This window comes from Nocardia concava NBRC 100430 (assembly GCF_000308815.1).
GTDB lineage: Bacteria > Actinomycetota > Actinomycetes > Mycobacteriales > Mycobacteriaceae > Nocardia > Nocardia concava.
Genome location: NZ_BAFX01000110.1, coordinates 38387 through 61996, shown reverse-complemented (window position 1 = coordinate 61996; position 23610 = coordinate 38387). Strand labels below are relative to the sequence as shown.

At 67.2% G+C, this 23610-nt stretch carries 25 protein-coding genes and 1 pseudogene; 11 read left to right on the top strand and 15 right to left on the bottom strand.

The genetic code is table 11. The features are described 5' to 3' along the window. Positions 1-722: carboxyvinyltransferase (locus ON43_RS26800; RefSeq protein WP_040811847.1), on the bottom strand; the 722-nt coding region annotated here is incomplete at its 3' end. A 105-nt stretch (positions 723-827) separates the two neighbouring features. Between ON43_RS26800 and ON43_RS26795 the strand changes: the two genes are divergently transcribed. Continuing rightward, positions 828-1121: a hypothetical protein gene (locus tag ON43_RS26795; RefSeq protein ID WP_040811814.1), complete on the top strand. Its 294-nt coding sequence runs from the start codon at positions 828-830 to the stop codon at positions 1119-1121. Positions 1122-1205: 84 nt separating this feature from the next. Here ON43_RS26795 and ON43_RS26790 read toward each other — a convergent pair whose 3' ends face one another. Then, positions 1206-2714, bottom strand: a complete 1509-nt coding sequence (locus ON43_RS26790) for an aldehyde dehydrogenase family protein (RefSeq protein ID WP_040811812.1) — start codon at positions 2712-2714, stop codon at positions 1206-1208. A gap of 149 nt (positions 2715-2863) precedes the next feature. Between ON43_RS26790 and ON43_RS26785 the strand changes: the two genes are divergently transcribed. Beyond that, positions 2864-3631: an SOS response-associated peptidase gene (locus ON43_RS26785; RefSeq protein WP_040811846.1), complete on the top strand. Its 768-nt coding sequence runs from the start codon at positions 2864-2866 to the stop codon at positions 3629-3631. A gap of 25 nt (positions 3632-3656) precedes the next feature. Here ON43_RS26785 and ON43_RS26780 read toward each other — a convergent pair whose 3' ends face one another. The 4 genes from ON43_RS26780 to ybaK form a co-directional block, all read right to left on the bottom strand. Then, positions 3657-3926 (bottom strand): hypothetical protein, encoded by a 270-nt coding sequence (locus ON43_RS26780; RefSeq protein WP_157514203.1) that lies wholly within the window; start codon positions 3924-3926, stop codon positions 3657-3659. 161 nt (positions 3927-4087) lie between these two features. Further along, entirely contained in the window at positions 4088-5710 is a 1623-nt protein-coding gene (locus ON43_RS26775; RefSeq protein ID WP_051179294.1) for an MDR family MFS transporter, read from the bottom strand. 71 nt (positions 5711-5781) lie between these two features. Further along, a complete protein-coding gene (locus ON43_RS26770) occupies positions 5782-6333 on the bottom strand; it encodes a MarR family winged helix-turn-helix transcriptional regulator (RefSeq protein WP_245568762.1) in 552 nt (183 codons plus the stop codon). A 118-nt stretch (positions 6334-6451) separates the two neighbouring features. Continuing rightward, the gene (gene ybaK / locus ON43_RS26765) at positions 6452-6946 is read right to left on the bottom strand and encodes a Cys-tRNA(Pro) deacylase (RefSeq protein WP_040811806.1); all 495 of its coding nucleotides are present in this window, start codon (positions 6944-6946) and stop codon (positions 6452-6454) included. Between the two features lie 190 nt (positions 6947-7136). Here ybaK and ON43_RS26760 point away from each other — a divergent pair, with 190 nt between their 5' ends. Both ON43_RS26760 and rsrA read left to right on the top strand, forming a co-directional pair. After that, positions 7137-7868: a sigma-70 family RNA polymerase sigma factor gene (locus ON43_RS26760; RefSeq protein WP_373283487.1), complete on the top strand. Its 732-nt coding sequence runs from the start codon at positions 7137-7139 to the stop codon at positions 7866-7868. A gap of 8 nt (positions 7869-7876) precedes the next feature. Then, positions 7877-8146, top strand: coding sequence for a mycothiol system anti-sigma-R factor (rsrA, locus tag ON43_RS26755; RefSeq protein WP_040811840.1), 270 nt, complete (start codon positions 7877-7879; stop codon positions 8144-8146). A gap of 83 nt (positions 8147-8229) precedes the next feature. Here the strand turns inward: rsrA and ON43_RS47215 are convergent, their stop codons facing one another. Continuing rightward, complete coding sequence (locus tag ON43_RS47215; RefSeq protein ID WP_153805149.1) at positions 8230-8304, bottom strand: 50S ribosomal protein bL37; 75 nt, start codon at positions 8302-8304, stop codon at positions 8230-8232. A gap of 91 nt (positions 8305-8395) precedes the next feature. On the opposite strand from ON43_RS47215, the gene ON43_RS26750 reads away from it, so the two are divergent. Together ON43_RS26750 and ON43_RS26745 are read left to right on the top strand one after the other, a co-directional pair. Continuing rightward, complete coding sequence (locus tag ON43_RS26750; RefSeq protein ID WP_063712633.1) at positions 8396-8611, top strand: biotin/lipoyl-binding carrier protein; 216 nt, start codon at positions 8396-8398, stop codon at positions 8609-8611. 101 nt (positions 8612-8712) lie between these two features. After that, positions 8713-10227, top strand: a complete 1515-nt coding sequence (locus ON43_RS26745) for a sensor histidine kinase (protein ID WP_040811802.1) — start codon at positions 8713-8715, stop codon at positions 10225-10227. Positions 10228-10421: 194 nt separating this feature from the next. Here ON43_RS26745 and ON43_RS26740 read toward each other — a convergent pair whose 3' ends face one another. Further along, positions 10422-10676, bottom strand: coding sequence for a WhiB family transcriptional regulator (locus tag ON43_RS26740; protein WP_011211115.1), 255 nt, complete (start codon positions 10674-10676; stop codon positions 10422-10424). A gap of 257 nt (positions 10677-10933) precedes the next feature. Beyond that, positions 10934-11872: a diacylglycerol/lipid kinase family protein gene (locus ON43_RS26735; RefSeq protein ID WP_040811800.1), complete on the bottom strand. Its 939-nt coding sequence runs from the start codon at positions 11870-11872 to the stop codon at positions 10934-10936. A gap of 107 nt (positions 11873-11979) precedes the next feature. On the opposite strand from ON43_RS26735, the gene ON43_RS26730 reads away from it, so the two are divergent. After that, the gene (locus ON43_RS26730) at positions 11980-12414 is read left to right on the top strand and encodes a hypothetical protein (RefSeq protein WP_051179282.1); all 435 of its coding nucleotides are present in this window, start codon (positions 11980-11982) and stop codon (positions 12412-12414) included. A gap of 100 nt (positions 12415-12514) precedes the next feature. Here ON43_RS26730 and ON43_RS26725 read toward each other — a convergent pair whose 3' ends face one another. From ON43_RS26725 to ON43_RS26710, 4 genes and pseudogenes are all read right to left on the bottom strand, one after another. Further along, positions 12515-12994 carry a GNAT family N-acetyltransferase gene (locus ON43_RS26725; RefSeq protein WP_040811799.1) on the bottom strand — a complete coding sequence of 160 codons (480 nt, stop codon included), beginning with the start codon at positions 12992-12994 and terminating at the stop codon, positions 12515-12517. Beyond that, complete coding sequence (locus ON43_RS26720; RefSeq protein WP_040811798.1) at positions 12991-13608, bottom strand: acid phosphatase; 618 nt, start codon at positions 13606-13608, stop codon at positions 12991-12993. The genes ON43_RS26725 and ON43_RS26720 overlap by 4 nt, the downstream gene beginning before the upstream one ends. Positions 13609-13630: 22 nt before the next feature. Next, positions 13631-14860: an Rv3212 family protein gene (locus tag ON43_RS26715; RefSeq protein ID WP_040811796.1), complete on the bottom strand. Its 1230-nt coding sequence runs from the start codon at positions 14858-14860 to the stop codon at positions 13631-13633. Between the two features lie 1041 nt (positions 14861-15901). Then, positions 15902-17482 (bottom strand): annotated as a pseudogene (locus tag ON43_RS26710) (DEAD/DEAH box helicase); the annotation flags it as partial. 429 nt (positions 17483-17911) lie between these two features. Between ON43_RS26710 and ON43_RS26705 the strand changes: the two are divergent. Beyond that, the gene (locus ON43_RS26705) at positions 17912-18946 is read left to right on the top strand and encodes an alpha/beta fold hydrolase (RefSeq protein ID WP_040811794.1); all 1035 of its coding nucleotides are present in this window, start codon (positions 17912-17914) and stop codon (positions 18944-18946) included. Between the two features lie 30 nt (positions 18947-18976). On the opposite strand, the gene ON43_RS26700 is transcribed toward ON43_RS26705, so the two are convergent. Beyond that, the gene (locus ON43_RS26700) at positions 18977-20230 is read right to left on the bottom strand and encodes an SGNH/GDSL hydrolase family protein (protein WP_040811792.1); all 1254 of its coding nucleotides are present in this window, start codon (positions 20228-20230) and stop codon (positions 18977-18979) included. Positions 20231-20417: 187 nt separating this feature from the next. Here ON43_RS26700 and ON43_RS26695 point away from each other — a divergent pair, with 187 nt between their 5' ends. Together ON43_RS26695 and ON43_RS26690 are read left to right on the top strand one after the other, a co-directional pair. Further along, complete coding sequence (locus ON43_RS26695; RefSeq protein ID WP_040811833.1) at positions 20418-21098, top strand: ferritin-like fold-containing protein; 681 nt, start codon at positions 20418-20420, stop codon at positions 21096-21098. A 134-nt stretch (positions 21099-21232) separates the two neighbouring features. Beyond that, positions 21233-21460 carry a DUF3107 domain-containing protein gene (locus ON43_RS26690; protein WP_040811831.1) on the top strand — a complete coding sequence of 76 codons (228 nt, stop codon included), beginning with the start codon at positions 21233-21235 and terminating at the stop codon, positions 21458-21460. Between the two features lie 80 nt (positions 21461-21540). Here the strand turns inward: ON43_RS26690 and fasR are convergent, their stop codons facing one another. Beyond that, positions 21541-22200: an HTH-type transcriptional activator FasR gene (gene fasR, locus ON43_RS26685; RefSeq protein WP_040811791.1), complete on the bottom strand. Its 660-nt coding sequence runs from the start codon at positions 22198-22200 to the stop codon at positions 21541-21543. Positions 22201-22454: 254 nt separating this feature from the next. On the opposite strand from fasR, the gene ON43_RS26680 reads away from it, so the two are divergent. Beyond that, positions 22455-23600, top strand: a complete 1146-nt coding sequence (locus tag ON43_RS26680; protein ID WP_373283486.1) for a DUF3152 domain-containing protein — start codon at positions 22455-22457, stop codon at positions 23598-23600. Positions 23601-23610: the final 10 nt, after the last annotated feature.

The window sequence follows — 23610 nt, the reverse complement described above, 5'->3', positions numbered from 1 at the left end:
TTGGACAGGTCCGGCTCGATCTCCCAGTCCACCGCGCGAATCGGGCCCGGCGCGACGGTCCAGGTCTGCGCCTTGCGCGGATCGTTGGGCGCCTCCACCCGCACGTCGGCGCGCCGCAGCATCTCCACCGTCATCTCGATGTGCGGCATGGACGGCAGCGCCGCGCCGTCGTGATTGACCGTGACGCCCTGCTCGAACCGCGCCGCCGAGAGCAGCAGCCCCGATACGAACTGCGAGGACCCGGACGCGTCGATGGTGACCGGCCCGCCGCGCAACGATCCCGTCCCGTGCACCACGAACGGCAGCTGGTTGCCGTCGATATCGAGGCCCAGCGCCCGCAGCGCGTCCAGGATGGTGGTCAGCGGCCGCGCCCGCGCCTGCTCGTCACCGTCGAAGGCCACATCGCCGTGCGCCAGCGCCGCCACCGGCGGCAGGAACCGCATGACCGTGCCCGCCAGCCCGCAATCGACCATGGCGCTGGAGAATTCGGCCGGCGGCGTGACGGTGAGGGTCTCCCCGTCGCCCTCGATCCCGGTTCCCATGGCCCGCAGCGCCTCGATCATGAGGTTGGTGTCGCGGCTGCGCAGCGCACCGGTGAGGGTGGACGGCCGATCCGCCAGCGCGGCGAGGATCAGCGCCCGATTGGTAATGGATTTGGACCCGGGCAGGGTCACGGTCGCGTGGACGGGAACTCGGACATGGGGCGCGGGCCAGAAAGTCACCTCCCCATCCTCCCAAACGATCGGGCCGTCGCGGGCGTTGCGTCCGTTTCCCGAGCGGTCGATTCGAGCTAGACGTATACGTATAGAACTACGTATACTGGGCCGGTGATCGATCCCATCAGCCTCGTCATCGGGGGCGCGCTCGTCGGCGGCGGGTGGCTCGCGGGCCGATTCGGCTCCCGCCGCCCCAAGCCGGTGGCGGCCCAGCAACCCGCAATGTGCGGCTGCGGCCACGACCTGGCCCTGCATGACCGCGAAGCCGGGCACTGCCACGCCGAGACCTTCCGCAAGACCGGCATGGGCATCAAGGCCTGGGCGCGCTGCAACTGCCAGCGCTACACGGGCCCGACCCCGCTGGAGGAGTTCTTCGCCCCAACTCCCTTGCCGCCCAACCCATAACGTACCAACGCCGGTCCCTGTCAGGAGACCGGCGTTGTTGCCCTGGGGGTTTCAGGGGGAACCCCTGAGAGTCCCGAGAGTTGGCTACTTCGCGCGCCCGTGCACCAGGGGCACGATCTTGCGCAGCAGCTTCATGGTGCGATCGGTCCGCGTGTAGGACAGCAGCGCCATGCCCGGAATCGTGAAGCGCTGCACCGCGATCGAATGCGGCCGCGCGAATTCCAGCAGGCCCGGCGCACCGTGGATGCGGCCGATGCCGGAGTCGCGGACGCCACCGAACGGCAGGCCCGAAATCGCGGCGTAGGACAGCACCGAGTTCACCGAGGTGCAGCCGACCTCCAGGCGCCGGGCGATCTCCATGCCCTGCTTCTTGGAGTAGACGGCAGAGCCGAGCCCGTACTTGCTCTTGTTGGTCAGCTCCACCGCCTCGTCGATGCCGTTGACCGTGCGAATGGTGACGGTCGGCCCGAAGGTCTCCTCGCACACCGCGTCCGAGGACTCGTCCACGTCGACCAGCACCACCGGTTCGATGTAGGGGCCCTTGACGGATTCGGGCCCGCCGAGCACGGCCTTGCCGCCGTTCTTGATGGCGTCCTCGATGTGGCGGCGCACGATGTCGATCTGGCTGGGCATGGTCATCGGGCCGTAGGAGGCCTTGGCGTCCGAACCCGGCTTGATATCGGTGAGGATGCGCTTGACCTCGGCGATGAACTCGTCGGCGATCGACTTGTCCACGTACACCCGCTCGACGCCCGCGCAGGTCTGGCCGGAGTTGGCCGTCGCGCCCCAGGCGACCGCGTCGGCGGCGGCCTTGATGTCGGCGTCGGCGGCCACGATCACCGCGTCCTTGCCGCCGCACTCCAGCAGCACCGGGGTGAGGGTCTCGGCCGCGGCGGCCATGATCTTCTTGCCGGTCGCGGTGGATCCGGTGAAGGCCAGCTTGTCGACACCCGACTTCACCAGTGCCGCACCGGTGGCGCCGTAGCCGTTGACGGTGACGAAAACCCCATCGGGGAGTTCCGGATTCGCCTCGGCGAACGACTTGGCCACGAAATTGCCGATGCCCGTGGAGAATTCACTGGGCTTGAACACCACGCAGTTGCCGGCGGCCAGCGCGTAGGCGATGGAGCCGTTGGGGGTGTAGACCGGGTAGTTCCACGGCCCGATGATGCCGACGACACCCAGCGGCCGGTACTCCAGGTGCGCGGCGAAGTTGGCCATGAACGCGCCCGGCGCGACCTTCTTGCCCTTGAGCACCTTCTCGGCATTGGAGGCGGCCCACTTGATGTGCTCCAGCGCGAGCATCAGCTCCAGGAAGGCGTCGTCGAGGGGCTTGCCGTTCTCGGCGTGGATGAGCTCGCTGAGCTCGTCGGACTTCTCGACGAGCTTGCTGCCCCAGCGCAGAATGTGCTTCTTGCGCTCGGCGTAGCTCAGCGCGCCCCAGGTGGCGGCGGCGGTCCGGGCCTTGGCGACGGCCGCTCGCACCGCAGCCTCGTCGTCGATCGGGTAGGTGGCGAGCGTCTCGCCGGTGGCGGGGTTGACCGAAGTCAGCGTGTCGGCCTGATCGAGCGGGGCGGTTTCGGTTGCAGTCATGATTGGCGGCGATCCCTTGAGGATGAGAGTGTGATGAGACGAACGTCTCACACCGCCCAAGTGATGTCAATTGCCATCACATCGTGGGCGATTCATTTCGTGAGCGTCATTTCTGGTGCGTGTCGGTGGCCGGTGGCAGCATGGTCGGCATGTGCGGTAGGTACGCGACAACGACGAATCCCGCGAAGCTGGCCGTCGAACTCGACGCTATCGACGAGACCGACGACAAAGGCTTCAACCCCAATTACAACGTGGCCCCGACCAATCAGGTGCTCACCGTCGTGGAACGACACGACCGCGATCACCCGGAGGACCCCGCCACGCTGCGCATCCGCGCCATGCGCTGGGGCCTGATCCCCGTGTGGACCAAGGCCTCCGAGCCCGGCGTCCCGGTCAAGGGCAAGCCGCTGTTCAATGCCCGCGCCGACAAGGCCGCCACCACGGCGTCGTTCCGGGACGCGGTCAAGAAGCGCCGCTGCCTGGTGCCCATGGACGGCTGGTACGAGTGGGTCACCGAGCAGGATTCGCTCGGAAAGGCCGTCAAGCGGCCGTATTTCATGTCCAAGTCGGATGGCGGACGGCTCTACATGGCCGGGCTCTGGTCGGTCTGGCGCGACCGCAGCCTGGGCGACGAGGCGAAGCCGCTGCTGTCGTGCACCATCCTGACCACCGATTCGGTCGGCGATCTGACCAAGATCCACGACCGCATGCCGCTGCCCATGCCGCGCGAGCACTGGGAAGCCTGGCTGGACCCGGATCACCCGGCTCCGGAAGAACTACTGGAAACGCCGTCCCCCGAAGCGGTTTCGGACATCCTCATGCGTGAGGTGCCCTCGCTGGTGAACAGCGTCAAGAACAACGGCCCCGAGCTATTGGGCCAGGTAAACGAACAGGCCGGTCAGATCAGCCTGATCTAACCGGCCCGCGAGGGTATTCGGTCCGCTACCCGCACTTCACTGTCGGGAGCGGGATATTGAGCGTGCACTTCAGGGTCTCGGCCACCGAATCGATCGCCTTCGTAATGAGGCCGCCACCCAGCTTTTCGGCCTTGTCGATGTGTTCGTCCTTCTTCGGCTGCTGTCCGGAGTCGGGCGCTCCCGGATTGGGGAAACTCGGATTGACCGGCCCGGCGGTCGCGGTGGCGACGGTCAGGGGACCGGAGCCCAGCGCGAGCACCAGCACTGCGGCGGCGACAAGTCGAGGGGCAGACATAAACCTCATCACATCCTCGGGTTCGAATCGGACCTTGTGGACAAAGGGGTTCACAACAAGCTCACTGCTCGCTCCCCAGTAACTCACAGAAAAGCGCCCGAAATGTGAAATGACGATGCCCCCGCCGCGTTTCCGCGACGGGGGCATCGGTCATCCGGCTATTACAGCGCCGCCACGTCCGCCTCTTCGACGGCCTCCTTGCGGGCCTGGATGCCGCCCGCGGTCCGCAGCGGCACCTCCTTCCAGAACAGCACCAGGATGAAGCCGATCAGCGCCACCACGGTGGCCGAGAGGAACACCCGGTCCATGGACTTGGCGAAGCCTTCCTTGAAGGGATGCGCCAGCGTCGGATTCAGCTGCTGGATGACCGAACTGTCATTGAGCACCTGACCCACGACCGCGGGAGCGGTCTTCTCGTTCGACAGGCCGAGCACGACCTTCTTGTCGACCGAGTCCGGACCCTTGACCGCCTCGGTGGCGGCCTGCACGTAGGCCGGGTCGCTCCGCACGCCCTCGAGCGAGGTGGTGATGTTCGGGGCCAGCTGCGTGAACAGCACCGACAGGAACACCGCCACACCCAGGGTGCCGCCGATCTGGCGGAAGAAGGTCGCGGCCGCGGTGGACACGCCCATGTCCTTGGGCGGCAACGCGTTCTGCAGCGCCAGGGTCAGCGGCTGCATCAGGTTGCCCAGGCCGAAGCCGGTGATGGCCATGAAGATCATGACGACCCACAGCTTCGTATCCGCGGAGACGAAGTGCAGCAGGAACAGTCCCGAGGTCAGCAGGAACGCGCCGACCGGCGGGAAGTACTTGTACCGCCCGGTCTTCGAGATCAGCTGACCGGCCATGATCGAACCGGTCATCATGCCCGCCACCAGCGGCAGCATGAGCAGACCCGCCTTGGTCGGGCTCGCGCCCTGGACCACCTGCAGGTACTGCGGCAGCAGGGTGATGCCGCCGAACATGGCCGCACCGACCACCACCGAGATGACCACGCCGAGCGCGAAGGTGGAGTTCTTGAACATGCGCAGCGGGATCAGCGCGGCGTCGCCCTGCTTGGCCTCGACGGCGATGAAGGCCAGGATGCCCAGCGCGCCCAGGATGTAGCAGAACAGCGAATGCCCACTGGTCCAACCCCATTCGCGACCCTGCTCGGCCACCACCAGCAGCGGCACCAGGCCGACGATCAGCGCGGAGATGCCCATCCAGTCGATCGGCACCTTGGTGACGGGGCGCTTGGGCAGCTTGAGCACGCGGGTAACCACGGCCAGCGCGAGAATGCCGACCGGCACGTTCACCAGGAACACCCAGCGCCAGCCGGTGACGCCCAGGATGCTGTCGGTGCCCGACAGCAGGCCGCCGACGACCGGGCCCACCACGCTGGAGGTGCCGAACACGGCCAGGAAGTAGCCCTGGTAGCGGGCGCGCTCACGGGGAGAGACGATATCGCCCATGATGGTCAGCGCCAGCGACATCAGGCCGCCCGCGCCCAGGCCCTGGAAGGCCCGGTATGCGGCCAGCTCGTACATCGACGTCGCCATCGAACAGGCCAGCGAGCCGACCACGAAGATGGAGATGGCGGCCAGGTAGAACGGCTTGCGGCCGTACATGTCCGAGAGCTTGCCGTAGAGCGGTGTGGCCAGGGTCGAGGTGATCAAGTAGGCGGTGGTCACCCACGCCTGTGCCGAATAGCCGTGCAGCTCATCGGCGATGGTGCGGATGGAGGTCGACACGATGGTCTGATCCAGGGCGGCCAGCAGCATGCCCAGGAGCAGGCCGCTCATGATGACCAGGATCTGTTTGTGGGTGAAGCCCGCCGAATTGACTTCGGGCTCCGCCGCTTCCACTTGTGCAGTCACGAATTGTTCTCCGCCGGTGCGTAATAGGATTGAAGGTCTTTGTGGGCCGCCATATCGGCCAGCATGCGTTGCCGGGTCACCTCGTAGCCGTCGACGAAGCGCCGCAACAGATCCGAGAAGATGTCCCGTTCCCCGGGCGTCCAGCCCTCGAGCATCTGCCGCAGCGAGTCGTTGCGCCGCACCCGGATCTGGGCTGCCACCGTGCGACCGGCCTCGGTCACGTCGAGCACGCTGACGCGGCCGTCCGACGGGTCGGCGCGGCGCTCGATGAGTCCGCGCTTGACCAGGCTCGCGACCTGCCGGCTGATGGTGGAGGCGTCGGAGTAGAGCGCCTCGGCGAGTGCTCCCGACCGGACCGGGCCGGTGTGGATGAGCTGGAACAGGATGCCGAAGGCCGCCGGTTCGATCTCGCCGTGGGTCAGGGTCGCGATCTGCGCATTGGTGCGATCACGCAGTTTGGTGAGCCGGGCGATCTCGAATGCGATGGCGTCGATCTGGCCGTCGTCGATGTCGGTCTGGTCGGTAATCGCCGGGTCATCGTCGTTCACGGTCGGTCTCACCTCCTTGCGTAGGGCAACTTCTTGTATCTATCAACTAGTTGTACGACGCAAGTATCCACACATCGTTGCCCTTTGGCAAGTTTTTCCGGAGGTGACTTCTCCGGTATCAGGCCGAAGCGACGGGAGCGGTCACCGCATTCGTGAGTCGTACCAGGTCAGCGGGGGCGAGCTCGATTTCGAGCCCGCGCTTGCCCGCGCTGCACAGGACTCGGTCGAACCCGAGCGCCGACTCGTCGATGACGGTCGGCAGCTTCTTCTTCTGGCCCAGCGGCGACACCCCGCCCAGCACATAACCCGTCGTGCGTTCGGCCTTCGCCTTGTCGGCCATGGCGGCCTTCCCGCCGCCGAGCGCCGCCGCCGCAGCCTTCAGCGACAGCTTGGTCGGCACCGGCAGCACGGCCACCGCGAGTACGCCCGAACCCAGCTCGATCACCAGCGTCTTGAAGATCTGCCCGGCGGTAACCCCGAGCTGATCCGCGAGCGCCTCGACCGCCTCCGCTCCATACGAATCACTGCGCGGGTCATGGGTATACGCGTGTACCCGATGATCAACCTTTGCCTGCACCAGGGCCTTGATCGCGGGGGTCGAAGCAGCAGCCATGGGCTCACCCTAATCACCGAACGCAACCGGATTATCCGTGCTGGGAACAGGGCGGGGGCGGTGTCTGTTGCATGCGGTACGCGCATTCACGAAGGAGGAGTCGGTGACCGTTTTGGTCGAAGAGCGCCCGGCCGGTTTCCTGGTCGAATCCCTGTTCGCGGTAGATTCAATTGCTACGGCGATCGAAGGGATTAGCGTGACGAGCGACGACGAGATGGTCGATCGCCTGCGTGATGACGACTCGGACAGCGAGGGCATCGACGCCGGTGACGATCAAGCGGTCGATTACGACGAAGTGGACGAATCCGGTGCCAGGAGCACCGAATCCGTCGCGGAACTGGCCGCGCGGTTCGAGCGTGACGCGCTCCCGCTGCTGGACCAGCTCTACGGTGCCGCGTTGCGCATGACCCGCAACCCGGCCGATGCCGAGGACCTGGTGCAGGAGACCTTCGCCAAGGCGTATCAGGGTTTCAAGTCCTTCCGTGAGGGCACCAACCTGCGGGCCTGGCTGTACCGCATCCTCACCAACACCTACATCAACTCGTATCGGAAGAAGCAGCGCCAGCCCGCGCAGTATCCGACCGACGAGATCACCGACTGGCAGCTGGCCTCCACCGCCGAGCACACCTCCACGGGTCTGCGCTCGGCGGAGATGGAGGCGCTCGAGGCGCTGCCGGACGACGACATCAAGGCCGCTCTGCAGGAGCTTCCGGAAGAATTCCGGATGGCGGTGTACTACGCCGATGTGGAGGGCTTCCCCTACAAGGAAATCGCCGAAATCATGGGCACTCCCATTGGTACCGTCATGTCCCGACTGCACCGCGGACGCAAGCAGCTGAAGGGTCTGCTGGCCGACGTGGCGCGGGACCGAGGCTTCAACCGGTCGGGCAACGACGCGGCTCGTGAGGAGGTAACCCAGTGAGCGACGACATGGATGATCTGGACTGCTCGGCGGTGCTCGCCGATGTCTGGCTGCTCCTGGACAACGAGTGCGACGCGGCCGTGAAGGATCGGCTGCGCGCGCACATCGACCGTTGCTCGCCGTGCATCGAGGCCTACGGTCTCGAGGAGAAGCTCAAGTCGCTGCTGAACCGCAAGTGCGGCGGCGACCGCGCCCCGGACTCGCTCCGGCAGCGCCTGACCATGGAGATCCGGACCAGCTACACGGTGGTCGAGACCCGGACCGACGCGGCCGAATAAACGCATCCCGAATACAGCTGAGCGGCACCCTTCCCAGTCGGGAAGTGGTGCCGCTCAGCATTTTTCGAGCCAGTTACGGCAGCTCAGGCGTTAGGCCGCTTGCCGTGGTTGGCCGCATTCTTCTTGCGGCCACGCTTCTTACGTCCACGCTTACCCATAGGTAATCTCCCTTCAGTCGGCAGCCATTCTTTCACGTGTGGTTGGCTGTACCTTCAGGGGCTACGGGTCACTCGAACGCGAGAGGTGTACATGGCTGAGGAAGTGAAGGCCGAGATGGTGTCGACGGTGCAGGAGATCCTGGTCGCCGTCGGTGACGCGGTGCAGGCCGACGACCCGGTCGTGATGCTCGAGTCCATGAAGATGGAGATCCCGGTCATCGTCGAGGGCGCCGGCATCGTCGCCTCGATCAACGTCAAGCCCGGCGACGTCCTGCAGCCCGGCGATCTGATCGCCACCATCTCCTGAAGACACCCAGCCCGATCACAGCCCCCGACCTGCTCCTGACGCAGCCTGCCCGTGTCGCGTGGGAACATACACCCGACGTGGGAACCGAGGAGTGTGGGTGAATGTCGACACTGAGTGAGCTACTGGCCGAGCACACGGATCTACCGGGTGCGGCCGTCGATCATTTGCAGCGGGTGGTGGGGGACTGGCAGCTGCTGGCGGATCTGTCCTTCGCGGATCTGCTGCTGTGGGTGGGGACCGGACCGGTCGCCGAGGGCGCGGAGGTGGTGTGCGTCTCGCAGTGCCGCCCCACCACCGCACCCACCGTGCATCCGGAGGATCTGGTCGGCACCCTCGCCACCAAAGAGGCGAATCCGCAGGTGTTCGAGGCCCTGATGAACGCCGACATCGCCCGCACCGAGACCGATACCGCCCTCACCGGCGTCTATCACCCGCATCCGGTGCACGCCATGCGCGAGGCGATTCCGGTGCGGATCGGCGACGACATCATCGCCGTGCTCGGCCGCGATACCGATACCCAGCGCCGCAAGATGCGGTCCAGCCTGGAGATCGCCTACATGTCCTGCGCGGACGACCTGTGCCAGATGGTCGCCGACGGCACCTGGCCCGCGCTCGAGGACCGCACCGGTTCGCATTCCAGCCCGCGCGCCGGCGACGGTTTCATCCGCCTCGACACCGAGGGCACCGTCGTCTACGCCAGCCCCAACGCGCTCTCGGCCTATCACCGCATGGGTCTGCAGAACGATCTGGTCGGCCAGGATCTGGCGCTGACCACGCGCTCGCTCATCACCGACCCGTTCGACGCGCAGGAGGTGGTCGGCGATATCCAGGCGGCCCTGGCCGGAAAGGCCGGTCGCCGAATGGAAGTCGAGGCCCGGGGCGCGACCGTGCTGCTGCGCACCCTGGTGCTGCGCCCGCACGGTGAGCTGGCCGGGGCCGCGGTGCTGGTCCGCGATGTCACCGAGGTGAAGCGGCGCGACCGCGCGCTGCTGTCCAAGGACGCGACCATTCGCGAGATCCACCACCGGGTGAAGAACAACCTCCAGACGGTCGCGGCGCTGTTGCGGCTGCAGGCCCGCCGGACCGAGAACGAGGAGGCGCGGCTGGCTTTGACCGAATCGGTCCGCCGCGTCACCTCCATCGCCTCGGTGCACGAAATGTTGTCCATGTCGGTTGACGAAGAGGTCGATCTGGACGAGGTGGTGGACCGCCTGCTGCCGATAATGGCCGACGTGGCGACCGTCCACACCGCTCGCATCAAGGTGCGCCGCGCCGGATCCCTCGGCGTCTTCTCCGCCGAACGCGCGACGCCGCTGGTCATGGTGCTGACCGAGCTGGTCCAGAACGCCATCGAGCACGCCTTCGACGCCGGCGAGAACGGTACGGTCACAATCCGTTCCGAGCGTTCGGCCCGTTGGCTCGACGTCATCATCAGCGACGACGGCCGCGGTCTCCCGGACGGTTTCAGCCTGGAAGCCTCCGACCGGTTGGGCCTGCAAATTGTCCGCACACTGGTCACGGCCGAATTGGGTGGTTCCATCGGACTTCATCCGGGCGCCGATGTCGGCACCGACGCGGTCCTGCGAGTTCCGTTGGGCCGCCGGTCCGCTCGCTGAAATATAAACCTCGACGCATAAGTTCGGGCGTAGTGAAAAATCTGCGCCCGAACTTTCGTTCGAGAAGAGGGAATCCCGTTGATCGAGAATTTCGCTCTTTACACACTGAAGCCCGGCACCTGTATTGGTGCCGGGCCGAATTACGTTGCGGCCCCGAGGCTGGGATGGGCCGTAACGCCTGTCGTCTTAGCTGGTTAGACGACGGTGCGGGTACGCGTGCGAGCGTTGCGGCGCTTGAGAGCGCGACGCTCGTCTTCGCTCATTCCACCCCACACACCGGCATCCTGACCGGACTTGAGAGCCCAGGACAGGCAGTCGGCAGTGACGGGGCAGCGAGCGCAGACCAGCTTGGCATCGGCAATCTGCGCGAGCGCCGGACCACTGTTACCCACCGGGAAGAACAGCTCGGGGTCCTCGTCGCGACAGATGGCCTTGTGGCGCCAGTCCATTCCTCTGCTCCTTTGCTAGGGCGCGCGCATGGCGCTGCCCTTCGGGTTTGTGGTCCGTTCACTTGTGCGACTCGAATGTTTCCGCACGGTTGCTTGTGAATGCTTTCACGAACACCGTAGATGTCAATAGATACCTGGTGCACCGTGGGGAAGCTCACGCTGTAAGACCCCTACATGGGGGTCCGCCGTGTCATTTGTACTCGGTCGAGCGGGTTTTCGCAGCGCAACAGCTAGGTTTCTCAGGTGTGTCGAACCGGCTAGGGCTTCGGCGCGACCACATCGAGGATATCCGGGACTGCTGTGAAATTCACCATGTTGCGTCGACCGATGAAGTCGCCGTCGATTTGCAAGCCGATCGGTTCCTCCGCCGTGATGGTGACGGCCGGAACGTCGTCCTCGCGAAACAATTTGTGTCCCTTGGGATCCCCCTGGTCGGACAGCAACTGCCGCGCGATCATGAGGGTGGGCATGACGCCCATGGTGCGCATGGCAAACACCCCGAGACCCGATTCGAAGCTGGTGCCGGGGTTGGTGACCACGGGCGTGTTGTCGAGATAAGTCCACGGACTGGCATTGGTCACGAATGCGTAATGCACCTCCGTGACCGGTTCGTGACCTGGAATGTTCAAGGTCACTTGCGGGGCATGGCGTTTCGCGCGGAAGAACTGCTTGACCGTGGTGCGCAGATAACGAGCGGGCGTGGCGGCCTTGCCGTTCGCGCGTTTGTCGTCGATGGCCTCGCACACATCGGCGTCCAGGCCGACGCCCGCGCTGAAGCAGAACCAGCGATCGTCGGCGACGCCGAGACCGATGCGGCGGTCCGCCTCGTCGGAGAGCAGATCGATGAGCTGATTGGTGGCGGTCACCGGATCCGGTTCGATGCCCAGCGAGCGCGCGAACACATTCGCCGAACCGCCCGGAATGACGCCGAGCCGCGGCAGCCATTCGCGCTGCGGCTGACCGGGCAGCGGGAGGAAGCCGTTGATGGTCTCGTTCACGGTGCCGTCCCCGCCGTGCACCACGATCAGATCCATCCGGGTGTCGGCGGCCCAGCGCGCCAGCTCGGCGGCGTGCCCCCGGTGCTCGGTCTGGCGAACGGTGAGCTGGGTGCGGCTTTCCAGTGCGTGAGCGAGCAGATCCCGAGTGGACCGAGTGGTCGAAGTGGCATTCGGGTTCACGATCAGCAGCGTCCGCACCCCCGCAGCCTAGCGAGGTCCGTCGCGACACGACTGCCCGCGTCCCATCGGAAATACGTGGGCGGGTCCAGGATTCGACAACGACGCTCGGTCGTAGGCTGGGCGTCGTGGCTGAGCAGAACAACGGCGAGAACACCCCCGCGGGCGAGACCGAGGTCGTGCCGACGACGGTTCGCGTGGCGGGAGCGCTGGTCGCGCTCGAGGGCGCCCTGGGCCTGGTCGCGATGGTCGTGCTGATCATCGTGGGCGTGAGCGGGTCGGCGCAGAACGCGAAGAACAGCTATCTCACCGCCGGGTACGCGGCCATCCTGGGCGGCGCGGTGCTCGCGGCCGGGATCGGGCTGATGCGCGGGAAGCGGTGGGGGCGGGCGATCGCGACGCTCACGCAATTGCTGCTGCTGGGCGTCGCGTACTACATGTTCACCTCGGACCGGCCCGAGTTCGGTGCGCCGCTGGGGTTGCTGGCGCTGGGTGCGCTGGGGGCGTTGTTCGCGCCGGCGTCGAACAAGTGGATGGCCGCGGGGTACGGCTCGGTCGAGTGAGCGCCGGGCCGCGAAGGGCCGTAATGGTGGCTCAGTGGCTCGTAGACGGATTTTTGGTCGCCCGCCCACCATCCGGTGAGCGGGCGCTTTTCACAACGGCTCAGTCGTCCGCGTGGGTCGCGAGCCGCTTCAGCGCGTCGCCCGCCAGCCGGTAGCCGGTCCACTCCTCCTGGTTGACCGCCCCGATCGACTCGTAGAAGTCGATCGACGGGGTGTTCCACTTCAGCACCGACCATTCGAAGCGGGCGTAGCCCTGCTCCACGCACTCCCGTGCCAGCGCCGCGAGCAGATTCTTGCCCAGGCCGGTGCCGCGGGCCTCCGGCTTGACGTAGAGATCCTCCAGGAAGATGCCGTGCACGCCCTTCCAGGTGGAGAAGTTCAGGAACCAGATCGCGCAGCCGACGATGCCCCGATCGTTCTCGGCCACATGCGCGTAGGCCGCCGCCTTCGGGCCGAACAGGGCCTGCTCCAGCTGGTCCGCGGTGAGCGTGCACTCCTCGCGCAGCTTCTCGTATTCGGCCAGGTCGTAGACCAGCTCCACGAGCGCCGGGATATCGGCGGGGGTGGCGCGGCGGATCATTCTGCGGCTCCTTGCTGCGGGTCGAGCGGCGCAACCAGGTTGTGCGTGAGCACGGTTCGCGCCTGGTGATCGTGTCCCAAGACGGTAACCGCGGCGGTGGACATGAAGAATCGGCGGCCCTCGGTGACGTCGAATTCGCACCAGCGGGCGATGAGCGCGCGGGAGAAGTGGCCGTGGCCGACCAGCACCACATCGCGGGTGGCGAGTTCGGGGATGACGGTGGCCAGCACGTTGTCGGCGCGCTTGCGGACCTGTTCGGCGGTCTCGCCGCCGGGGGTCTCACCGGTCCAGATGGTCCAGCCGGGCGACACCTGCTGGATCTCTGGGGTGGTCAGGCCCTCGTAGTCGCCGTAGTCCCATTCGACGAGGTCGTCGTCGATGACGGCACCGTGCAGCCCGGCCAGTTCGGCGGTGTGCACCGCGCGCTGCCGGGGGCTGGTCAGCACCAGCGGGTTTCGCAAGTCCAAGTCGGACAGCAGCTTTCCGGCGGCGCGGGCCTGCGCCTCGCCGAGCTTCGTGAGCGGGCAGTCGGTGCGGCCGGTGTGGCGGCGCGCGGCCGACCATTCCGTCTCACCGTGTCGCAGCAATACCAGCCGGAATTCGCTACCGCTCATGGCAACGATCATGCCGGACGGGTCAGGGAGTGGGTCCGCCGACGCCGTACACCTGGCCGCCGCGGCGCTCCAGGAAGATGTTGCCCGAGACCGCCAGCGAGATCGGCTCGTTGTGATAGTCGCTGCGCTGCAGCGGGATTCGGCTGGTCTGCGCGCCGGTATTGGGATCCAGCACGGCCAGGCCGTCGGTCACCGGGACCAGCAGCTGCCCGGCCATGAACGCGGGCGTGCCGAGCACGTGCTGGGTGCCCCACAGCGGGTCGAGGGTGGTGGCATTGAGGGCGATCAGGTTCTCGCCGGTGAAGACGAAGAAGCCGGTGGACAGCCGGGCCACCATGGCGTCGTCCGCCAGCGGGGCCGAAAGCTGATGGGTGGCAAGCAGATTGCCGTTGACGTCGTAGATGGTCAGCACCGGCGGGGTGGTCTGGGTGCCGGGCAGGTAGAGCGCGATCCGGCTGTCGGACACCGCGATCACCCGCGCGCCGTCCACCGCGCCGCCGGGCTCGTTGAGCACGTGCGAGCTGTACTCCTCGGGCACCGTGCCGTCCTTGGGTGCGGGATTGAGGACGGTCAGCCGGTCGGCGGCATCCTTGGAGCAGCGCTCCAGCACCGCCACCCGGCTGGGCGCGGAGGAGGCCGAGATCAGCCGGCAGTCGGTGCGCGGCTGGGTGTGCGGATTCACCGGGGCGTCGACGTAGCCGTATTCGAGGGTGCGGACCATATCCGAACGCCACATCTCCAGCCGGTTGTCGCCGAGGGCGAGCACATACGTGCCGTCGGGCCAGAGGGTGATCTGCTTGTCCATGTAGCTGGACCGCGCGGCCACCCGGGAACCGTTCTGGGAGTTCAGCAGTGTGGTCTCGCTGCAGCCGCGATCGTCGCGGTAGGTCGCGATGACGGTCCCGAACTGGACCTCCACCGAGCACAGCGGCAGGTCCCGCTGATAGCTCCACACCGCCGCCCCGCTGCGCGGATCGCGCCCGGTGACGGTGCCGCCGTCGGCTGTCACGGCCACCCCGGCCACCACGAGCGAGCGCATGGCCGCCGCATCCGGCTGCCGCCACAGCTCCTTGACCTGGGTGGGCACCGTGCCGCCGGTGGTGGGCGCGGGCAGATCGATCTTGGCGGTCTCCGCGTGGGTACCGCGCACACTGCTGGTCAGCACCACCACCAATGTCGCGATCGCCACCAGAGCGGCGATCGCGACAGCGGTGAGAATATCGGCGCGCGTCCGCCGCTCGGGTGCGAGCACGACAGCGAGAGTAGCCGATCCGTGCGGCTACGCCGAGGCGGCGACCGCGTCATCGGCCACGATCACCGTGGCCTCGACCTTCTTGCGCCGCGTCCGCTTCACCGGCGCGGCGTCGACCGCCTCACCGGAACCGTTTGCGGCGGTGGCGTCCTTGGCCGCGGCGGCTTTACCGCCGACCGTGGCCTTGGTCGCCTTGCGGACGCGCTTCTTCGGAGCGGGCTCCGCATCGGCAGCGCCGTTCGCAATATCGCCGGCGCCGTTCGCAGCATCGGCTGCCTCGGTGGTGGCGACCGCCTTGCGAGTGCGCTTGCGGGCCGGGGCCTTCGGAGCCTCGGCTTCCGCGACGACCTCGGTGACCGCCTCGTCCTTGCTGACCGACTCGGCCTTGCTCGCGGCCTTGGTGGCGCGCTTGCGGGTCGCCTTCTTCGGAGCTTCCTCCGCGACGACAGCCTCCGTAGCGGTGGCTTCCGTGCTTGCCGCCTTGGCAGCGCGCTTACGCGGGGCCTTCAGCACCGGCTCGGCCGAATCACCTTCGGCAGCAGCCGATTCCGCCGGGGCGGTCTCGGTGGCCGCGGCCTTGGTGGCCTTCGTGGCCTTGCGAGTGCGCTTGCGCGGGGCTTCCTCGGCGGCCGCCGGAGCGGTCGCGTCCACGGTGGCCTCGACGGCGGTCGGCTCGACCGAATCCGCCACGGCCGGAGCGGATTCCGCCTTGCTGCGACGGGTGCGCTTGCGCGGCGCCTCCGCGGCGACCGGCTCGGCGGTGACCGGCTCGGCGGTGACCGGCTCGGCCGTCGTGGCGGTGACCGCGTCGACCGGTGCGGCGGTGCTCGTCACGGGGGATTCACTGTGCGAGAACAGCTGGCCCGGCGCGATGGTCTGCGGGGCCTGCACGGCCTCGGCGGAACCGGTGTTCTCGGCGGAGCCCCGGCCGCGGCGGTTGCGAGTGCGGTTGCGGCGCGAGCCGTTGCCGTTCTCCTGCGAGCCGTTGCCGCTCTCCGCCGGGTTTTCGTCGGAAACCGTTGCGGTCCGGTCATTTTCGACCTCGGCCTCGGTGGTGGCCACGGCCTCCACCGGGGTGTTGCCACCCTTGCCGCGGCGGCGGCGACGGCGGCGACGGCCGGACTTCTCCGGGTCGCCGGTCGAATCGCCTTCGGCCGCAACTGTTTCGGTGACCGTGGTGGTCGAGGTGGTGGCCTCGCCCTCGACGGCCTGGCCACCGCGGGTGCGGCGGCGGTTGCGGTTGCGCGGGGCGCGGGCCTCACGCTCGACGACGACGGCGTCCTCGTCGCGGGCGGCCGGGCGCTTGCGGATGACGCCGGTGATGCCCTCGGGGATGCCGAGTTCCGCGTACAGGTGCGGGGAGCGCGAGTAGGTCTCCACCGGCTCCGGGATGCCGAGCTCGAGGGCCTTGTCGATCGAGGCCCAGCGGTGCAGCTCGTCCCAGTCGACCAGGGTGACCGCGACGCCGGTCTTGCCCGCGCGGCCGGTGCGGCCGATGCGGTGCACGTAGGTCTTCTCGTCCTCGGGGCACTGGTAGTTGATGACGTGGGTGACGTCGTCGATGTCGATGCCGCGGGCGGCCACGTCGGTGGCGACCAGCACGTCGATCTTGCCCTCACGGAACTTCTTGAGCGCCTTCTCGCGCTGCACCTGTCCGAGGTCGCCGTGCACCGCGCCGACGGCGAAGCCGCGCTCGGCCAGATCGTCGGCGACCTTCTGCGCGGTCCGCTTGGTGCGCGCGAAAATCATTGTGGCGCCACGGGATTCGGCCTGCAGAATGCGGGCCACCAGCTCGCTCTTGTCGAGCGCGTGCGCCCGGTAGATGAGCTGCTGGATCCGGTCGTGCACCGCGGACTCGTGGTGCTCCTCGGCGCGGATGTGGGTGGGCCGGCTCAGGAAGGTGCGGGCCAGGGTGATGATCGGGCCCGGCATGGTGGCCGAGAACAGCATGGTCTGGCGCTGCTCGGGAACCATGGTGAGGATGCGCTCGATATCGGGCAGGAAGCCCAGGTCGAGCATCTCGTCGGCCTCGTCGAGCACCAGCACCTGGACCTTGCCCAGGATCAGGTGGTTCTGCTGCGCCAGGTCCAGCAGGCGGCCGGGGGTGCCGACGACCACGTCGACCCCGGCGCGCAGCGCCGCGATCTGCGTGTCGTACGGACGGCCGCCGTAGATGGCGTGGACCCGCACCTTGGTGCCGGTCTCGTCCTTCAGATACTTGCTGGCGTTCTCCAGGTCCGCGGTGACCTGCATGCACAGCTCGCGCGTCGGCACGATGATCAGCGCGCGCGGGGTGCCGTCGAGGGTCATGGTGCCGGAGTCGCCGGTGGCGATGCGGTGCAGCAGCGGCACACCGAAGCCGAAGGTCTTGCCCATACCGGTGCGGGCCTGGCCGATGAGGTCCTCACCGGCCAGCGCGAGCGGCAGGGTGAGTTCCTGAATGGCGAAAGTGCGTTCGATGCCGATGTCGGCGAGGGCCCGGACGATTTCCGGCCGTACGCCCAATTCGGCGAAAGTGGGAGCGAGGTGGGTGTCGTCGAGTTCTGCGGTCAGCAGTGTGTCGGCCACGCCGGGTTCCTGCTCTACGGTGATCTTGCTCAGGTTCTTGCCTTTCCTCGTTATCGCGTCTCGCGCGCACGAGGCGTGGGGCGGACCCGGACGGTCCGCGACGACCACTTGATCCGAGTTCTCGCCGCTGCTGGGATGCCTCTCCGGTGGATGGGCGTCGACCTGGCGCGGCGGTGCAGTGCTGCGGATCGGAGTGCGCGCACATTTTCCATGGACTACGGGCGTGAAATTTCCGCCGTCCGCGGAGATTGTAGCGTGATACGGCCTTCGCCCCGATTTCCGGCACCGCTAATGTGCGGCGTTATTGCGCTGGTAGGCGCGCATATCGCCGGAAAAGGCGGGCTGATCCGGGGTTTCGCATTGCCGTTAATGATTGCGGCGCAGCATAATTCGTCCGGGGGCTGCCGTGTCGGCGATCTTGCGGACAGTTGAGTTGCTCACATGTGTGTTACGCCGTGTACCACTATCTGCGAAGGTTGTGCCGTGAGCTTGGCAGACACCGTTTCCACCGCCGCCCAGAACCTGTGGGCACTGACCTTCGGCGAGGGCATCGAGGCCCCCGAACCGACACCCTCGACGGTGTTGTCGGACGCGCCGCACCGCGAACTGCGCCGCTACGACGGCGCGGGTGCCGACGATCCGGCCGTGCTGCTGGTGCCGCCGCTGGCCGCGCCCGCCTTCTGCTTCGATCTGCGCCCGGATCAGAGCCTGGCCCGCTTCCTGCTGGAGTCCGGCCGCGCGCCCTACCTGGTCGACTACGGCGAGATCGGTTTCGAGGACCGCCGCATGGGCTTCGAGACCTGGATCGACGACATCCTGCCCGAGGCCGTCCGCCAGGTGTCGGCCGATCGCGGCGGGCGCCCGGTGGATCTGGTGGGCTGGTCCATCGGCGGTGTCCTGGCCCTGCTGACCGCCGCGGCCGACCAGACGCTGCCCATCCGCTCGGTCACCGCGGTCGGCGCGCCCCTGAGCTACGACCACATGTTCGGCGCGCGCGAACTGCGCGCGATGGCCCGCATCGACGGCGGCCGCACCACGACCGCGGCCATTCGGGCCATCGGCGGGGTGTCCTCGCGCCTGACCCGGATCGCCTACCGCGCCACGGCCTGGGATCGAGAACTCAAGCGCCCCTTCTTCATTGCCAGCAATCTCACCGACACCGCGACGCTGGCGCGCATGGAGACCATCGACCGGTTCCAGAACGCGCTGCCGGGGTATCCGGGGCGCTTCTACAACCAGCTGTGGGGCCGTTTCATTCTCGCCAACGACATCGGCAAAGGCGTTGTGCACCTGGGTGATCGGGCCATCGCCCTGGCAGATATCACCCAGCCGGTGCTGCTGGTCGGCGGCCCGAACGACGCCATCACCGCGGCGGCCGCGGTGAAGCACGGTCTCGAGACGCTGACGGGTTCGCAGGAGGTGCGGTACGAGACCGCACCCGGTTCTCACCTCGGCATTCTCATCGCCCGCGACACCACGTGGACGTACCTGGACAAGTTCCTGCGCGATCTGGCCTGACGGACGGCCCGCTCGAAGCGGGAATCCCGTTCAGAGTCCGGGAATCCCGCGGAAGGGTCGCTGGTCGGGCCAGGACTCGGTGGTGAGCCGTCCGATCCGGTAGCCCTTCGCCAGCGCGGTATCCACGATCTGCCGTCCGATGAGCTCGTAGACCGCCTCGGTCGGATGGGCCAGATCGCTGGTGGTCAGCGCGCGGCGCAGTTCCGGATCGGGCATCGGCTCCTGCGCGCCGAGGTACCTCACCGGGCCGTGGCGTTGCGGGAGCGGCTTCAGGCGGAAGACGTCCGGCTTCTCGCCGACCACCCGCATCCAGTCGGACATGCGCACCAGGGTGATCTTGGCGGGATCGGCGCCGCCGATCGGGGTCACCTCGGCGGCGCCGAACGACGACTTCGGACCGTCGGGCACCCGGTGCCCCTCATTGGCCTTGGCGGCCTTCTTCTCGGCGCTGAACGACACTGCGGGAGTCTGGGATTCGGTGGCAGGCCAGTGCGCGGTCAGCAGGGCCAGCAACTCGTTGAATCGGGCCACCATGCGCACCTCCTTCGCGGCCACGCCCTCGCCCTTGTCCGCGATCCGCTCCTGGAATCGGACCGATACGCGGGGGTCGGGCAGGTCGATCAGGATGAAGTGCTCGTGCGCCGGGCCGAATTCGTCCGCGATCCGGTTCACCTCGGCATTGATCTCCGCGACGATCGGCGCGACGCCGGTTCCGGCGGTATTCACATCGGGCACCTTGGTCACGGGGTCGTGGGTCGTGGCGGCTTGCGCATCCAGATCCATGCCGTCCGGCCGCTTCGCGGTGACGATGTCGTTCAGGCCGATCCAGATGATGTGCAGGGTCTCGCCGGTGTAGGCCGCGCCCATCTCGCGGCGATGGCGAATATAACGATCGACCTGCTCTTTCAAGAATCCGAGCGCCCCTTCTTTGGGGCGTTTGGGCCAGTCCGAGGACGCGATCGCGCCGCCTTCGGCGAAATTGGCGTAGCGCACCGGGGCCAGATCACCGAAATCGGTGCGCAGCACCAGCGAATCCTTGGACAGGCTGCGATGCGGCAGGGTCGCGTAGTCGGTCTGCTTCAGGTCGCCGCGGATCAGCGGTTCGCCGCCCATCCATTCGACGAGGAAGTCGGTCCAGTTCTTGCCGTCGCTGTAGCGGCCGGCCTCGTTGGTGCGCATCAATCCCGCCGCGCGGGCGAACATTCCCGCGGGGGTTTCGCGCTTGTTACCGATGTCGGAGAGGCTGTCGCCGAGGACGATGAGGTTCTGGATTGCGGTGGGCATGGTGAACTCCGCGGTGTCGAATACCTATCGGGAGCCCCACCAGCGCGTAGCGCTGCAATGGCACAGCGACCGGTAGGTTTGTGAATAACTAAGTGGCACAAGGCCATTCGAACTTTTCGAGCGTACGCTTCATACGGTTGGTCCGATGGGTGAATGCCCGTCATTTTCTGCCGCTAGGGTGGGTCCCATGGGAGCCCCTTTCGCAGCGTCCGCTGACGGCCGTATCTCCGCCGAACACCCCGGCGTCACCGATCTGTTCGCCGTGCTCGCCTACGGCGAAATCTCCGCCTTCTACCGGCTCGCCGAGGAGGCCAAGCTGTCGCCCACGCTGCGCGGCAAGGTGGCCGTCGCCAAGATGGCGGGCAACGAGTCCGAACACTTCAAGACCCTCGAACAGGCCCTCGCCGATCGCGGCGTGGACGTCTTCGACGCCATGGCCCCCTTCGTGCGCGCCCTGGACGCCTATCACGCCTCCACCGACCCCTCCACCTGGCTGGAGTCGATGGTGAAGTTCTACGTCGGCGACGGCATCGCCGCCGACTTCTACACCGAGATCGCCGGCGCCCTGGCTCCCGAGGTCGCCGACGTGGTGCGCGATGTGCTGGCCGAGACCAGCCACTCCGAGTTCGTCATCGAGGAGGTGCGGACCGCGGTCGCGCAGAACCGCTCCGAACGCGACCGGCTCGCGCTGTGGGGCCGCCGCCTGCTGGGCGAGGCCATCACCCAGGCGCAGTACGTGATGGCGCAGCGGGACGAGCTCACCGAGTTGGTGCTCACTGCCACCGGCGACCTGAACGGCATCGCGACCCTGTTCGAGCACATGCAGAACAGTCACGCCGAGCGCATGCGGGTTCTCGGCCTGGGCTGAGATTGTTCCGCCTGTGCTGAGAGCGGCGCTCCCGTACTTGTTCGCTGACAGCGCAGGCGGTGGCCGCCGGGCGCTGTCCCGGCTCCACTAACCTGATCAAAGACATCACAGGACTCTAGGTTCGGAGGTTGGCCGTGGAGGTCAAGATCGGCATTTCGGATAGCCCGCGTGAGCTCATCATCAACAGCTCGCAGACCCCTGCTGAGGTCGAGGCGCTCGTGACCGGCGCGCTGTCGGGCGAGGGCGGCGTCGTGGCGCTGACCGATGAGAAGGGACGCAAGTTCCTGATTCAGGCTTCCAAGGTCGCCTACGTCGAGATCGGCACCCCGTCCTCCGGGCGCGTCGGCTTCGCGGCCGTCTAAATCTCCCGAACGAAAGGAATTGCCCCGCCGAGCAACTCGGCGGGGCAATTTCTATTTGACTGTGCGAGAGAGAATTTCTCTCAATCGATCGGGTGCAGGGGCACGTGCTTGAGTCCACCCCAGCACAGCGCCACCGTCGTATCGACGGCGTCATCCTTCGGAATCGGACGATCCGCCTCCAGCCAGTAGCGCGCGCTCAGCTGGCTCGCGCCCACCAGGCCGACCGCCAAAACCCGGGCGCGGTAGGGATCCAGCCCCGAGTCGTGGGCGACCAGGTCGAAGACCGCGTCCACGCACGCCTCGGTGGCCTGCTCGACCCGGCGCTGGACCTGCGGCTCATTGGTCAGATCGGATTCGAAAACCAGTCGGAAGCCCTGGGTTTCGTGATCGACGAAATCGAAGTAGGCCTGCACGGCGGCGCGCACGCGCTGCTTGTTGTCCGTGGTGGAGCGCAGCGCCTGGCGCACGCTGGAGACCAGCGCGTCGACGTAGTTCTGCAGCACCGCCAGGTACAGCTCGAGCTTGCTCGAGAAGTGCTGGTAGAGCACGGGTTTGCTCACACCGGCGCACTGCGAGATCTCGTCCATGCCGCTGGCGTGATAGCCGCGTTGGACGAAGACCTCGCTGGCTGCGGCGAGTAGCTGGGCACGGCGTGCCTCGCGGGGCAGGCGGGTGCCGCGCTTGCTCGTCGCCTCGGATGACATGCGGTGCGAAGTCATCCGGTCCACGAGGTCAGTCATTTCCGATCTCCCAGTTGATTCCCGGCGGGAAGGATGTCACCGGGCGGTATCCACCGAACGATACTCGCTCGGGGGGCCGGTGCCGATCCAGGTTCCGAATATTGTGGCGTCGATTATGCGAGGCCGATCACAACTGTGTAGCACATGTTCCGATTTGTGAGATCTGCCGCATTAGCGTGAGATATCTCGCAGCAATACGAGCGGCCTCGACGGCGCCCGCGTGCTCGAGCCCGCGCTGTGAGAGTCTGTCAGACGTGACCGACCATGGGGGCAGCAATTCCGGCGGGCGGGATTCACGCCGTCCCGTGGCTGCCGGTGCGCCGCGAGCCGCCGGCTCCAAGCGACGGGGAAGACCCAGCGGGCCGATCTACGATCCGCTCGGTTTGTACTCCGACAGCGGCACACCGCAGACCGGCCCGTCGGTATCACCCGCTTCGCAAGGACCCGCCTCGCATCAACCCCTGCGGGCGCGCTGGGATCCCACCGCACCGCCCGCCGACGGCCCGAATCGGCAACGCCCGGACCGCGAGACCAAGAAGCAGAGCCCGCTCGGGCGTTTCGTGAGCACCTACGGCTGGCGCGCCTACGCGCTGCCGGTGCTGCTGGTGATCACCATCGTGGTGGCCGTGGACGCCCTGCGCCACACCGGCGACAGCGATGCGGGACTGCCCGGCTTCGGGCACTTCAGTGAGCACACCGACAAGCCCAGCGGCATCATCGGCGGTGCGCCGCGCGGGGACGGAAAGTACGCCGCGGACCTGCCTTCCGGTGCGGTGCCCGCGGGCGGCGCGTACACCGACACCGGCAAGGACACCTGGCATGTGGTGCCGGGGACGACCGGGCAGGTGGGCACCGGTTCCGAGCACGTCTTCAACTACACCGTCGAGGTGGAGGACGGCGTGGACACCGCCAGCCTCGGCGGCGATGACGCCATCGGCAAGATGATCGACGCGACGCTGGCCAATCCCAAGTCCTGGACCCATGATCCGCGCTTCGCCTTCCGCCGCGTCGACACCGGCAATCCGGACTTCCGCATCTCGCTCACCTCGCGTGACACCACCCGCAAGGCCTGCGGATTCGAGATCCCCGTCGACTCCTCCTGCTACAACGCCGATCTCGGCCGCGTCCTGCTCTCCCAGGTGCGCTGGGTCCGCGGCGCGCTCTCCGACGAGGGCGACGTCGGCTCCTACCGGCAGTACCAGATCAACCACGAAGTCGGCCACGCCATCGGCTACCACGAACACCAGCCGTGCGAGATCGACGGCGGCCTGGCCCCGGTCATGATGCAGCAGACCTTCGGCATCAAGAACAACGACATCGCGAAACTGGACCCCGAGGGCGTCGTCCCCATGGACGGCAAAACCTGCCGCTTCAACCCCTGGCCCTATCCGCGCGGCTGAATCGCGAAAT